Genomic DNA, 14,871 nt, shown 5'->3' on the forward strand with positions numbered 1-14,871 from the left:
GCTTCGGGGTTTTTTTATAATACATAAAACAGCTATTAAATTAGTTTATACTTGCTTTAAAGGTAACGAAAGTTTGTTACCAAAAGATAGGGTTGGAATAAAACCACAGATCTTGCCAAGGGCTCTCATTCGTTTTATCAACTAGCGGCTCTATTTCTTGTGTATTGGTACCACGTAATCGAACATAACCATGTTCAGACTTTTTAGGTAGTGTTAGCGTTAATTCCAAGGTATCACTGCGCCATTTAAAATCCTTTTTATCAATACGCTTAATCACTTCAGTGGTTGGATTATTATCGCCAAACTTTTCAATTTCTGGATTTACCGCACCCATAATCACATCAATTCGCTCTAAACGAGGCAAATCGCCATTAGCGTTAGCTAGGTCACTTTGCTTGATCGCAAGCGTTAATTGCAATGTTGAACTGTCTGCTTTGACTAACGTTTCGCCCATGCTTGCACTGACCTTATGTTGCCCAGATGATGATAGCTGAACATCAAGCGAGTTGATCAGATCGCCGGTGGTGACAAAAATTCGCCCATGACGTAAACCGTCTAAAATATCCTCTGCATGCTTTTGTGCATGCACATAAGTTTTACTATATTCACCAGGGAAAAAATCATTGCCGCCTTCGCGTACATTGCTGTGTGCATCAGAATTGGCTGAAATCCAAAACTTATTACCAGCACCGAGTAAATGATCCCATAAACCACCTACAACCGCGGTCATTTGATCAAAGCCGCCCATGGTTGGATAATTGTTATAACTGCCTCGACGCTCAAAATCGGCTTGATGGCCAGGCGCCCCTTCCATTCCAACAAGCACTTTTGGCGCAGCTCTGTGCCACGTTTTAATTTTTTCTGGGGTAACATCTCCCCACTGCCCTAAGCCTTTGGCCGTTCTTGCTGGATGATTAATAAATACCAGTGGTTTATGTTCAAGTTCATCTAAATGTCTTACTGCAGCGCTCATATGCTCAACGGTATCACGCGCATTTTTTGCCTGTGCATCGAGTACTTCTCGGGTGCTGTATTTACGCTGAAATTCGTGTAGATCGTCATGCTCGCTGTCTTTTACCGGCATAATAACCGTTGAGTGTTCACCGGCTGGGGTATCAAGTTCAATGCCATAAAACTGAATCAGACCGTGATACGCTTCGCGGGAAGCGACAAGCTCTGGATACGCTTTATCGTAGTTAACATTTGAATGATTTGGTCCACCGTGATCGGTATTGACTATCCAACTTAAGCCATGAGTTTGACCGGTACGGGCATTTTTTTGATAAGAATAAATGGCATCGCCTGCTTTTATTGGCGCCGGCGGATTGACATTGTGATCCCAACCAACACTCCAATGGGTGTGAACATGGTGATCGCCTGCTAACCATTCTCGTTCTTGAATATTGGCCGAAGCATGGCTGGTAAGTAACAAGAGGCTTGATGCCAACAAACTTTTTTTAAAAAAGCGCATAAGGATTTCCTTAATAAACAAAAAAACCTTAGCTTGATGTAAACCAAGCTAAGGTTAATAGAAACATAAAAATTATAATGTGCCGCGAATACCTAAAGAAAAGGTGCGACCATAGTTGGTGAAGCCACCAAAATGATCATCGCCAACAAACCAATCTTCGGTAGCGCCAGTTAAGTTCATACCATTAAAATAGACGCTCATTTTGTCGTTAATTTTGTAAGATACATTCATATCTAAAGTACCAAATGAATCAGTATTAGTGGTGGCTTGATTAGCCATACCTACCGCATTAACAATTTCATCATTCCACGAGTAAGATAAACGTAGCGACCAGTCGTCTTGTTCAAAGAATGTCGTGATGTTAAATGAATTTTTTGCCACCCCTTCAAGTTGGTCGCGAATTTCATCTTCACCATCAATATACAAAGCTTCGCTATCAGTGAAAGTGTAGTTCATTTGCACACCCATACCGTTATATGGGTAAGGTAACTGAGTAAACATTTGTTGGTAAGAAAGCTCTAAGCCTTTAACCATGGCTTCACTACCATTAACTTTTTTCTCAATAAGGTAGCTTTCGCCGTTATAGTCACGATGTTCGTACTGGGTTTGAATAAAAGAAGTAATGTCTTTATAAAACGCGCCAGCCATTAACGCTGAGCTTTCATTGAAGTACCATTCCCATGCAACATCCACTTGGTTTGCTCGAAATGGGTCAAGCTCAGGGTTACCGGCTACGCCTTCTAACACTTGACCACTTGAGTTAAACGTCAGCTTTGGCGATAAATCCGCTAAGTCTGGACGCGTCATTACCTGCGCTGCTGAAAAACGCACTAGCATGTCGGTGTCTAAATCAACCACGGCGTTAAACGACGGTAATACATCACTGTAACTGTTGTCGTAAGATACTGCTTCAACAATATCGTTGCCCATATCGTCTTTAAACGTTTCATGACCAGAGCTGGTTTGTGCTGTATGAACATAACGCACACCAAGGTTACCGCGCATCGGTAAATTAAATAGGGTCGCGTCAAAATCGACCATCGCGTAAGCTGAGGTAATGGTTTCATCAACAGAGTATGAATTGAGCTTATCTTCATCTGTTAACTCTTGTGCAAGCGCAGCGTCTTCATCCCATAACGACCAAAACATATCTTCATCAGGCGTGATCCAAGTAATATCATCTTCACCTAAGAAGTCATCAACCGGAAATGGTTCGTAGAATTCATCGCCAAAATATACGCCTTCAATGCCGTCATAAATTTGGAAGTCTCTGCGGTCATAATCTCGGCTACGGTTACGTATTTTAGTCCCCATTTTAAGGGTATGGAATACATCAAAATCTAAACTACGCTTAGCGTCAAACTGCATCGCTTGTTCTTTATCAAGCGCGTCAATGGTGCGGTATTCTAAACGACGACCTGGGTTTTGACTCGGATCCATAGGATCATAACCGCCCGTAAATTCCCAGTCTGGAATATCGCCATTACCCGCTTCAGGAAAACTAACATCCATGCCGATATTTTTATCTGTTCTTAAACGCGTGCGACGAATCGGATCATCAGTAAAACTTTTCGCACGACCAACAAATGCTGCGAGTGACAAATCCCAAACATCACCGGTGTAATCGACGCCAAATTTGCTGGAAATATTTTTATCAATAAGCCCTGACGTTTCACGACCAATTTGCACAGAAGCTGCGTCAGTGCCGCCAGACATTCGCTTGTCATCGTCAAAAGTAAAATCTTCGGCGTCCCACTCCATGCTTAAGCCTTGTTCATCATAAGCAACACTTTGATGAGTCGCTAAAATTTCAGCGGTGACGTTTAAGTTGCTAGTTGGTTGCCATTGCAACGCGGTTGATAAACCAATGCGTTCACGATCTTCTTCTTCTAACGTTGGACGAAAGCCTGTTGGCGAAAGACCATCATGCGGCGAACCTTCATTGCCCGTGGTATATTTCACTTCATTAACACGGTCTTGGCGGGTACTGCGCTGCGAGTATGCCGCAGAAACTAAAACACCAAAGTCTTTTTCATCATTTACCCAGTTGTATAGGCCCGACATTCTTGGGTCTAATTCATTGGCTAAGGCAGCATAACTTTGTTCAAACGTGCCTTTGGCAACTGTTTCTCCAATATCTAAAGGCTTAAAGGTTTTTACGTTAACAACACCACCAATCGCGCCTTCATCAAGATCTGCCGTTGGGCTTTTAATCACTTCTAAGCCAGAAATAAGCTCAGCCGGCAAAGTGTCGTATCTAAACTGTCGACCCGTTTGACCTGAATTTCGCACATTTTCATTAACCGCCATGGTTTGACCATTAACCGTGGTTACCTGAAACTCACCACCTAAGCCACGAACTCGTACATATACACCTTCACCACGGTCACGCGTAATAGCAACACCCGGCACTTTTTCTAACGCTTCGGCAACGTTATTAGCTGGGAATTTACCAATATCAACCGCTTCAATGGAATCAACATAGTTGTTGGTATAACGACGATTATTAAGTGACTGATTCACACTGCGTGCATAAGACGTTTTTACCGTGATCACTTCCATCTGTTCTTCTTGTGAAGCAGTTTCAGCATCAGCGGCAAAAGTTTGGGTAGATAATAAAGTTAGCGGTGTCGCAATAATTAAGGCATTGCGTACGGCCACAGCTAAGGTTTGTAGTTTCATAATTTTTCCAATGAGTGTTGAGAGCGAGGACAAAATTAATCAACAAATATGACAAAACCGTGAAGGAAAAATGACAGGCCATGACTATTCACAAGCAAGTTACAAATCAATAATAGATATATAATTCAATTACATGAAGTGTATAAAATTAATTAAAGCATGAAAAAAAATATGACACAGACACATTTATAGTCAAGCAAAAGACACTTTAATCACAAAAGGGAGACAGGCAATAACAAAGCTACGGAAACTGTATATTATTGGATAATTTTCAAACAATTGAGCAGCGAAAGACACATAGAACCAACTGCCTATAAATCCTAGAAAAACATCCAAAAGTCCTAGAAGCAAAGCGCTTTAAAGCGAATGATGAACAGTAAAAGCTAGATATAAACTTAGCCCCTGCATTTGTTAAACAACTCGTTACATTGTCAACACAACCAATCAATTAATATCAAATTCGATATATTTACTACCACAACAACAACCTTTAAGTAATTAATTAACGGCGCTATGATTTAGCCAGTTTAAAAATTTAACATTTACTGGCAAAAGGTATTACTCATGAAAAAAACACTTTTAGCAATCGCATTAACTAGCACTATGTTATGTACACCACTTATGGCAGCAGACACAGCTCCGGTATCAGCATTTACTCAAGTGACTGCCGCAGCACAGCAAAACGATAACAAGCAACTCGCTCAGCTTGCTTATGAATATGCTTTTTCAATTGACGAAGCCTACAAGTACTTTTACGAAACCGTGGTAAAAGCAGACTACCCACTAAACCGTTTCCAAAATTTACGTGTATTAGCTGACGATAAATACACTGCACACCCAACCATTAATAACGATACATTGCATTTAATGGGCTGGATGGACCTAGCAGCAGAGCCGGTGATTATCACAGTTCCAGATCATGACGAAGGTCGCTACTGGTTGTTCCACACCATGAACATGCAGCACTTTACCGATTCAGCTTTTGGTTCACCAGATCGCGGTACCAAAGGCGGTATTTTCATGTATGCAGTAGAAGGTTGGGAAGGTGAAGTTCCCGCCAGTGTTGACGAAGTTATTTATGTAGAACACCCATTAGTTAAAATGATGGGCCGTATTATGGACATTGGTGGTGACGATTCAGCCACAGCGCAAAAACTAATGGACCAATGGTCTGTTCGTCCTTTATCGGCATTCTTAGGTCAAAAAGGTCCAAAAGCGGTTGAACGTAACTACCCAAATCCAGAAAACAGCAACTGGGTTGAGCGCACACAGTTTATTTTATCTGAAGGTACAATGGGTGATCACGATGCAAAAATTCTTAGCAAATTTGCTAAAGCAGGCATCGATCTTACGAAAAAACAAAGCTTCACCAAGCAGCAGTTAGCAATGATTGAAACGGCACGCAAAGACGGTTTTGAGCATATTAAAAATGCCGGCTTTGACGATTCACGTGATGTTTTAGGTACCCGTGAAGAAATGACTGCAGTACCAAGTTTTCAACATGCATACGGCACACTAATGGGGCAATGGGGTTTACCTGCAGCGCACACCATGTACGCGGGTGATTTTTTCTCAGCTGATAAAAAGCCTTTAGATGGTAGCACCAACGACTACACAGTAACCTTTACTGCGCCGCCGGTAGAAAGTTTCTGGTCTTACACCGCCTACAGCGGTAAAACCCGCTTAATGGAAAAAAATGCCTTGAATCGTCACTCTCGTGGTGACCGTACGCTAACCCCAAATGAAGATGGTAGCTACACCATTTATATGAGCTCTGATACAAAAGGCCAAGAAAACAACCCGAACTTCTTACCTATTCCAGATCATAGCTTTTACACTATATTGCGTATGTATACCCCGGGCGAAGAAGTTAGAACCGATAAGTGGAAAGCTACTGCCTTTACCCGTATTGCTAAGTAATAATACTCTGCTGTAGCAATCACTACTTTAAACGGCCATCAGTTAATACTGATGGCCGTTTTTTTATCTGCAAGCGGTCACTCTTGGTTAAATAAAACTGTTATAGTAATAAGTATTGAACTTGCCAAACCGTTAAAACACTCACAAATTGCCATGAATAGAATCGACTTAAACCTACTCTTAACCCTGCAAGTTTTATTAAAAGTTAAAAGTACTACCTTGGCGGCAGAAGAATTACACACAAGCCAATCTGCGGTTAGTCGCTCACTCGTCAGGTTACGTGACATGATGGGCGATAAATTACTGGTTCGCAAAGGACAAAGCCTCGCTTTAACAGTAAAAGGTGAACAGTTAGCGCAAGAACTTCCTCAGCTGTTATCACAGCTCAACAATCTCGTTGAAAATAAACCATTCGAGCCGACACAAAGCCAAGAGCGAATTACCATAGCGATGAATGCATCCATTGCAGAATGGGTGGTGCCCAGTTTTAGTCAATATTTGGCAGAACAAGCTCCCGGCATAGAACTGACCATTGAAGATTGGGACAGCTCAACGCCAAAAAACTTAGCACAAGGCGCTATCCGCATGGGCTTAAATTACTTTCCATTGGAGCTGCCTAAAAGTTTTATTCAACACAAACTAGGGCAAGACAACTTTGTATTGGTATGTCGAAAAGATCATCCGCTGAGCCAAGAAAAAATCATCACGGTGCAACACGTTCAACAATACGATTTAGCTGTGCATGTGATGAAAGACTGGAACGACGCAGCGCCAAAAGCTGAACAAGAGTTGTTAAAGCACAATATCGACATTAACGTAAAAATTCGCTGTAGCCACTTAAGTATTATTTTGCGTACCTTGCTTGAGTCTGACTTAATCTTTTTCAGCGCAAAACTGGCCGCACAGCAATTAGATGAGCGTTTTATTAGCATTCCATTTTCAACCGAAATAACCCAACCTAGCGGCGATATTGGTTTATTTTATGCCAATCACTATAGCAGTGACTCGATGACCATATGGCTAGAAAAATCACTTAAAAAAGTGATAAGAAATTACATGTAGTTTGCTCTTCCGATTATAAAAACAGTTAAAGCTTCATACTTAAGGCAATGTCAGTATTTTTTACAGGTAATGTGCACTTGATGATGGTCAAGCAAGACTTAAAGATATAACTCCATATAAAGTAAGGGAATATTTTTCACGGTATAAAATTTGCTTATATTACTGATTATAGTTGTAAATAATTAACGTCAACCAATCAAAGGAGCATAACGTGGGTATTTTAACCAAATTAAAAAGCGTCATTTTCTTTTTCATTGCCCTTCTGTGCTTTCAAACCAATGCAGGAAATTTTACCGTTGACGGCTGCTTTGAATGTGGTGATGAAGAAAACTACCAGTTAGGCTACGAAGTTTTATATAACTTTAACGGCGGTGGTTCCGGTTTAGGTGGTTTGTATTTTGGTGAAGATGACGACGGTCAATACCTATTTTTCAAAATGGCTGAAGAATATGTCGATACTACCTATGGTGCCAACTCAACCGATTACAGCCCAGAAAACCCCAATAACTTTAAAGAACATACTTTCAAAGATATTATTAAAAGTGACAACTTAGGGTTAAATCAATCACTAAGCTTTTTTGTTGATGGCATTGAAACCAAATTACAAATCGACCTACTTGCTTGTGTTGGTAGCTGTATCATTGAAGGTTCAGGTGATAACAAAACCTATTCCAACAGCAATACTTTTCAGTCTTCAGGTTTTGTTACCTCAGGTTTTGGCGATGCTGATGGCGTGGCAACTGGCAATACGTCTTTTATTGAGAATATAAAAACATCAATGGATTACAACGCTAGTATTGACGGTTTTAATACCGCTTCGTCTTTAGATTTGGGGACCGCCTACAACGGCAAATATTGGCAGTCGTACGTTGGTTATGAATTTATGTTTTCACCTAATACTTTTGACAGCTGGATAAGTCCAGATCATATTGTTTCCGAATTTTTAGCACTTGGTGAATCGCATGCTTCACCGCCAAGAGCAGATTTAGACGATACCACAGTTGGCGTTTGTACCGTAGGTTGTACCTCAGTACCTGAACCTTCAAGCTTTGCTTTATTGTTGATTGCCGCAGTCGCGTTAACTTCGACTAAGCGTAAAACTTCTTAACCCCCATATTTGCAATAGGTTATTGCATATGCATGCAGTAACCTATTGTTTACCCACCTTAAAAAATACCTGTTATGCTTAGCTCATACGCTAAACAAATATTGTGAATGTTACTTCTATGTTTATAAAACTATTTTCACTATGCTTTTTGCTTGCGATTAACTTTGCTACACAAGCAACACAGGCTAGCACGAATTATGAAAAAGCATTGGCCAGTTACCAAGAAGAAAATTACGCCGATGCCGTTATACATCTAAAAAATGTTTTTAAAGAAGAGCCCAACTATTTACCTGCGCATATTATGTATGCAGAAATGCTATTAGACTTTTACAATGGCGCTGCCGCAGAAATTGCCCTTAACAAAGCTAAAGACTTAGGCGGCGACTTAAATATCATTCACCCGTTATTAGCCGAATCACTGTTGTTGCAACAAAAATTTGATCAAGCATTGTTATTAACAATGCCCGGTCAACGTCCCAAATCAATCGAAGCTAAACTTGCTTACCTTAGAGGACAAGCTTATCTTGGCCTGAAAAAGTTTGTTCCCGCAGAAGAAAGTTTTGACTACGCCCTTAAGCTTTTCCCTAATGACAACTACTCTTTGCTAGGAAAAGCCCAGGTATTTATGGCGCATAAGCTCTATAAAAAAGCAGAGCCGTATGCTGAAAAGGCACTTCAAGGTTATCGGGTACCCAAAAATGCATGGATAGTTAGAGCTAAGCTTTATCAACAAAATAACGATAATCAACAAGCACTTAATACATTAAATGCAGCTTTAGCCCATGATGCTGACAATTTATCTGCCCGTTTTGCTAAAGCTGAAATTTTATTGGCGCAATCAGAATATGACCTAGCCGAGGCCGAACTAAACATAGTGATTGATAAAGCACCGCGCGAGCCACAAGTTAATTTTTTACGCGCAGTGTTATCAGCAAAAATTGGACAACCACTACAGGCGCAAGCATCAAGCAATACGGTGATTGATATATTACAAAGCTTGCCTGAGCAAATGATGCGTGACAGCCCGCGTTATTTATATATTGGTGCTTATTTAAAATTCCAACAAGGTAACTATGAAGAAGCAAGAAGCTATCTTACGCAATATCTAGCAATCGCGCCAAATTTCCGCGCGTCATTAATGTTAGCCAGCATTGAGCTTAGCCTAAAAGAATACCCTCAGGCACACTATCTGCTAAAACGCATTAATCGTGAATATCCCGACAATATTGATGTCCTGATTTTGTTAGGTCGCGCAAGTATGTTGGTTGGCAATCACGTCGAAGCTCAACGACATTTATTATCAGCTTTAAAACTTAACCCTAATTCTGCTGAAGCGCTAGTGCAATACGCGCAATCGTATATCAATCAGTTCAAGTATCATCAAGCCTTAGATGTATTGGCAAAAGTTGAACAGGCATATCCGACACATCCTAATTTATTGTTAATGAAAAATAAGTGTTATTTAGCATTAAGTAAATATGAGCAAGCACTCACAACAACCGAGCAACTGATTGAGGCCAATGGTGATAATATTGCTTTTCTTCTACTACATAGCGAGAATCTAATTACCGTTGAAAAGTTCAATCAAGCCAAACAGGTACTCAAAAAAATATTAACCAAGCAGCCCAGTGCGCTTGGGCCTAAAATTTTACTCACCAACATTTTACTTTCAGAAACAAGCTCAGAATTAGCATTAAATGAACTGCAAAAACTAAATGATGAATATAAAAATTCAAAAGACGTCATGGTCGCCATTGCTAATGTTTATCAGCAATCTCAAGATTATGATGCCGTCGTTTTTTGGCTAGAAAAAGCACATGCAATAGCAAGTAAAGATCCTGATATCTTGTTTGAGTTAGATAAGGCCTACCGTAAACTCGGCCAGATGGATAAAATGCAAACCAAGCTCGAATCCAGTATCGCAGGCAGCCCTATAGCCGAAGAGCATCAGCTACTTGCTGGTATTTATTTAGCGAATCGTAATTATAATGCGGCTATTGAACAGTATAACCGTTATATAGAGCTTTCAGCAGACCGAGGTAGGGCCTTTGTTTTACTTGCCAACGCGCAATCCATGGCAAGTCAATACAACATCGCAATCTCTAGTTTACGCAAGGCATTAGCTTGGAATGATGACCTGATTAATGCCAATATCGCCTTAGTAAAGCTCCTGCTTAAAACCAAGCAAATAAAAGCAGCTCAAATACAAATAGACATAATAAAAACGAAAAGTGCCGGACTTGCGGTGAGCGATTTGCTGCAAGGAGACTTACATTATAACCAAGGTAACTATTCACTAGCGGTAACAAGTTACGTAAAAGCTCATCAACTTTCACCGTCAGATCAAAGCACACTGAGTTTATATCGCAGCTATAAAAAATTAAATCAATTGCCACTAGCTGAACAAGCTCTTGAAGCTAGGCTACACAGTAACAAGCACAAAGATCTCAAAGTAGTTTTAGCATTAGCTGATATTTACAATCAACAACAAGCCTATGTAAAAGCGATTAAGCTTTATAAAGACCAGTTAGCCACATTTCCAGATTCAGCGGTTTTACTGAATAACCTTGCCAATACTTTATTAGACAACAACAGCTACGATGAAGCCTTAATTTACGCAAACAAAGCTTATCAACTGCTACCAAATAACCTACAAGTACTCGATACATTAGCTTGGACAAACCTAAAACTCGAGCAACCAGAAGAAGCATTAGCATTATTAAGAAAAGCACAAGCGATTGAGTTCAATAACAACATGATCAAGTATCATCTTGCCCTGGCATTAAAAATGCTCGGTCGGGACAAGGCAGCACAAAATACACTCATTGAAGCAATTGAAAGCGTTGATTTCTTTGAGCACAGAGAAGAAGCCAAACAGTTATTAAATGAATGGATGCGACAAGCTTAATGCAATGTGGCAGACATACTTCATTACAATTACATATTCGTAATTAGATAAAAAAATGCCCTTATACCTTGAGAAAACGCTATTTATTACCTAGGGTAAATAGCAACTTGCCACTAAACAAACAACTACAGGCAAGGTATAAGGGAGACAACATGAATAAACTATTTCAAATAGCACCTGTTGCTATTGCTATTAGTACTGCTTTCACAGGCGTATCTGCCAATGCTCAAATCGCCGATACCGCTAAAGACACTGAAATTGAACGCATTATTACTGTCGGCACTCGATTGCCAAACCGAACCATGGCAGACAGCCCAGCCCCCGTTGATATTATTTCAGCAGAAGCGATACAAAGCTCAGGGGCAACTAGCACCCCTGATATGCTACGAAAATTAGCCCCTTCATTTAACATGAACAATACCACTACCTCTGACGGCCAAGATTTAATGCGCCCAGCAACACTGCGAAGTTTAGGGCCTGATCAAGTATTAGTACTGATTAACGGTAAACGCCGCCATCAACAAGCGGTAGTTGCGGTGCAAGAAAACGTTGGCCGTGGTAGCGCAGGTACAGATTTAAGCTCTATTCCGATGACGGCAATTTCACACATTGAAATTTTACGTGATGGCGCAGCCGCGCAATACGGCTCTGACGCTATTGCCGGTGTTATTAATATTGTTTTAAAAGACAGTGAAGGCGGCAACGCGTGGGCACAATATGGCGAAACCTTAGAAGGTGACGGCGAAAAATTTCAAGTGGGTGCCAACTACGGTTTTCAAATAGGTGACGATGCCACCTTAAACTTAACCTTTGAATATGCAGATAATGGCCAAATGAACCGCGCCGCTGAAACTACTTGGTTTGGCGCCATTGACGAGCCAAAACAATTATTATTAGTCGGTGAAGCCGAAACCGAAATGACCAGTGTTTGGGCGAATTTTTCTTATGATATTGGTGATGACAGTGAACTTTATGCTTTTGGTGGTATTACTCAAAAAGAAGGTGAGTCTTTAGGTTTTTTCCGTGGCCCTGGTGACGATCGTATTTGGAGCCAGCTTCATCCTGAAGGTGTCACCCCCGCCTTAGGCTCAAAAAGTGAAGATACCTCATTAGCCGTTGGTTACCGCACAGAAATCAATGATTGGGAAATCGATGCCAGCGTAGTCACCGGTGAAAACCGCTTTGAATTTAGCAATTTAGACTCAGTTAATGCCAGTTATGGCCCTGATAGCCCAACCAGTGCTTATGATGGCGCGTTAGTTTTCTCTCAAACCACTTTTAATGTTGACGCGGTCACCTATGTTGATTTCGGTTTTTATGTTGAAACCTCAATCGCCATTGGCATGGAATATCGCATTGACGGCTATAAACAAGAAGCCGGTGATGATGTTTCATGGGCGCGTGGTGATACTTTATGTGGTGAAAGCTCAAACCCAACGGGCGACCCTTCAGTTGTTGACTGTTTACCAGCTGAGCGAACTACACCGGGTATGCAAGGTTTTCAGGGTTATAGCCCTGCCATGGAAATTGATACCGACCGCAACAGTTTTGCCCTTTACTTAGACTCAGAATCAAGTGTCACTGAAGATTGGATTGTTGCCGCAGCTGTACGTTATGAAGATTATGACGATTTTGGCAGCACCACCATTGGTAAGCTTTCAACCCATTATACTTTTAACGACAATTTTGCCATGCGAGCTACCGCATCAACAGGTTACCGCGCGCCGGGTATGCAACAGGCAAACTTCACCCAACGCTCAATTTCTTTAGATAATGGTGAACTGGCAGATTTAGTGACTTTACGCCCGCATGAAGACTTAGCCCAAGAGCTAGGTTTTAAAGAGCTAGAAGAAGAAACCTCAACTAACTTTTCTGTCGGTTTTGTATTAACTTTAGATAACTTTAATTCCACCTTAGATATTTACCAAATCGATATAGATGATCGCATTGTTTATTCAGGCAATATTCAAGAAGGTATTAACGATGACATCGATGCGTTTTTTGCTAAATATTCTGGCCCAGGAGAAGAGCTTGATGGTGTAAAAAATGTCTCGTTATTTACCAACGCCATTGACACAGAAACCTTTGGTATCGATTGGGTTAACCAATATACACAAGCGCTTTCTAACAGCGCCAAAATCACTTACGAGTTAACTTACCACCATAACGATACCGAAGTAAGCGGTTTAAACACCTCATCAAGCATAGTGCCTGATAGCGTAGTATTTGATCACCCACAAACTTTGTTGGTTGAAAAAGCCCAGCCACAAGACCGAGCTAGTGCCTCAGTGATGTACGACCGAGATGCTTGGTTGATGACCGCCCGAGCCACTTATTACGGTGAGGTTTCTAGTGCATCATACGGGACTGATGAAAATACTTGGGGCGCAAAAACCTTGTTTGATGTCACTGCGCAATGGGCAATTACTGATGAAGTCACCCTTAGCGGTGGGGTATTAAACTTAACGGATGAGTACCCTGATGAATGGGGCGAAAATGGTTCTTTCTTTCCAGCTCTAGGTTTTACTTACGGCTGGACCAGCTTCCCATTCTCCCTTTCGGGACGAGAATACTACGCCCGTATTTCATATAACTTTTAATCGTTAATGGTTAATGGTTAATGGTTAATGGTTAATGGTTAATGGTTAATATGAGCTAAGGCACTATTATTTAATAGTGCCTTATTTTTGCCCACTACGTTCTGTACGCACACATAACTTTAAGCTGTTAGACTTTAAGGGCTTATGCTTTAAGAACTTAGGTTTTAAGACCTTATGCGTTAAGGTTTTCCTCAAAAAAAGCAAGCGTTCGCTGCCACGCTAACTCCGCATTTTCTTTATCAAACCGTCCTGTCGAGTCATTGTGAAAACCATGTTTAGCATTTTTATACATATGCATTTTATAATTCACACCATTGGCTTTTAAATCTTGCTCGTACTCTGGCCACGACTTATTAACACGCTCGTCTAACTCACCTAATTGCACCATTAATGATGAGGTAATATTTTTACGTAATTCTTTCTTCGCCGGCGTACCATAAAAAGGCACACCCGCTGTTAATAAACCACTTTCTACCGCCGCTAAATAATTAACAATGTAACCACCAAAACAAAAGCCTACACCGCCCAGCTTGCCGTTACTTAATGGATGCGTTTTCAGGTATTTAGCTGCGGCGACAAAATCGTTTTGCACTTTACTTTTATCGAGCTTTTTCTGCATCGCACGGCCGTCGTCGTCATTGCCAGGGTAGCCACCAACAGGAAATAGTGCATCAGGTGCAAAGGCAACAAAACCTGCTTTCGCTAATCTGCGCGCAACATCTTTAACATAAGGATTTAAACCGCGATTTTCATGCACTACCAGTACCACTGGGTATTTGGCGCGTTTATCGGTCGGCTTCACTAAATAACCTCGGCCTTTGCCATAACCTTCTGGCGAGTCAAACTCTTCATAACTGGCTTGAATATCGTCATCGTTAAACGATACCTGCTCAGCTAATGCATAGTTGGGTAATAAAACTGAGGTCAGTACCGACATCGAATAACCGACTGCCACTAAAGTGCCGAGCTTTTTCATAAACGTTCGTCTGTCCATGCCGCCGTGTGCGTAATCGTCATACCAATCAAACGCTTCTTGTGGAATGTGATCAACATTTTTCGCCATCTTGTTATTTTCCATTGTGCCCCCTAGCTATCTATTAATTAACTTCACATTTTTTAT

8 protein-coding genes are annotated in these 14,871 nt (G+C 41.0%); 5 read left to right on the forward strand and 3 right to left on the reverse strand.

Annotated elements, in window-relative coordinates; genetic code table 11:
* Positions 1-76 precede the first annotated feature (76 nt).
* Both ACRRSQ_RS13870 and ACRRSQ_RS13875 read right to left on the reverse strand, forming a co-directional pair.
* The gene (locus tag ACRRSQ_RS13870; protein WP_440876349.1) at positions 77-1,471 is read right to left on the reverse strand and encodes a phosphoesterase; all 1,395 of its coding nucleotides are present in this window, start codon (positions 1,469-1,471) and stop codon (positions 77-79) included.
* Between the two features lie 72 nt (positions 1,472-1,543).
* A complete protein-coding gene (locus ACRRSQ_RS13875) occupies positions 1,544-4,153 on the reverse strand; it encodes a TonB-dependent receptor (RefSeq protein ID WP_440876350.1) in 2,610 nt (869 codons plus the stop codon).
* 564 nt (positions 4,154-4,717) lie between these two features.
* On the opposite strand from ACRRSQ_RS13875, the gene ACRRSQ_RS13880 reads away from it, so the two are divergent.
* From ACRRSQ_RS13880 to ACRRSQ_RS13900, 5 genes are all read left to right on the forward strand, one after another.
* Positions 4,718-6,073, forward strand: coding sequence for a DUF1254 domain-containing protein (locus tag ACRRSQ_RS13880; protein WP_440876351.1), 1,356 nt, complete (start codon positions 4,718-4,720; stop codon positions 6,071-6,073).
* A gap of 51 nt (positions 6,074-6,124) precedes the next feature.
* Positions 6,125-7,135, forward strand: coding sequence for a LysR family transcriptional regulator (locus ACRRSQ_RS13885; RefSeq protein WP_440876352.1), 1,011 nt, complete (start codon positions 6,125-6,127; stop codon positions 7,133-7,135).
* Between the two features lie 211 nt (positions 7,136-7,346).
* Positions 7,347-8,243 carry a PEP-CTERM sorting domain-containing protein gene (locus ACRRSQ_RS13890; RefSeq protein ID WP_440876353.1) on the forward strand — a complete coding sequence of 299 codons (897 nt, stop codon included), beginning with the start codon at positions 7,347-7,349 and terminating at the stop codon, positions 8,241-8,243.
* 118 nt (positions 8,244-8,361) lie between these two features.
* Positions 8,362-11,151 carry an XrtA/PEP-CTERM system TPR-repeat protein PrsT gene (gene prsT, locus ACRRSQ_RS13895; RefSeq protein ID WP_440876354.1) on the forward strand — a complete coding sequence of 930 codons (2,790 nt, stop codon included), beginning with the start codon at positions 8,362-8,364 and terminating at the stop codon, positions 11,149-11,151.
* Between the two features lie 152 nt (positions 11,152-11,303).
* Positions 11,304-13,751 carry a TonB-dependent receptor plug domain-containing protein gene (locus tag ACRRSQ_RS13900; protein ID WP_440876355.1) on the forward strand — a complete coding sequence of 816 codons (2,448 nt, stop codon included), beginning with the start codon at positions 11,304-11,306 and terminating at the stop codon, positions 13,749-13,751.
* 172 nt (positions 13,752-13,923) lie between these two features.
* On the opposite strand, the gene ACRRSQ_RS13905 is transcribed toward ACRRSQ_RS13900, so the two are convergent.
* Positions 13,924-14,829: a dienelactone hydrolase family protein gene (locus ACRRSQ_RS13905; protein WP_440876356.1), complete on the reverse strand. Its 906-nt coding sequence runs from the start codon at positions 14,827-14,829 to the stop codon at positions 13,924-13,926.
* Between the last annotated feature and the right edge of the window lie 42 nt (positions 14,830-14,871).

The sequence above is a fragment of the Thalassotalea sp. PLHSN55 genome (genome assembly GCF_052030545.1).
In the GTDB taxonomy this organism is placed as follows: domain Bacteria; phylum Pseudomonadota; class Gammaproteobacteria; order Enterobacterales; family Alteromonadaceae; genus CANMXU01.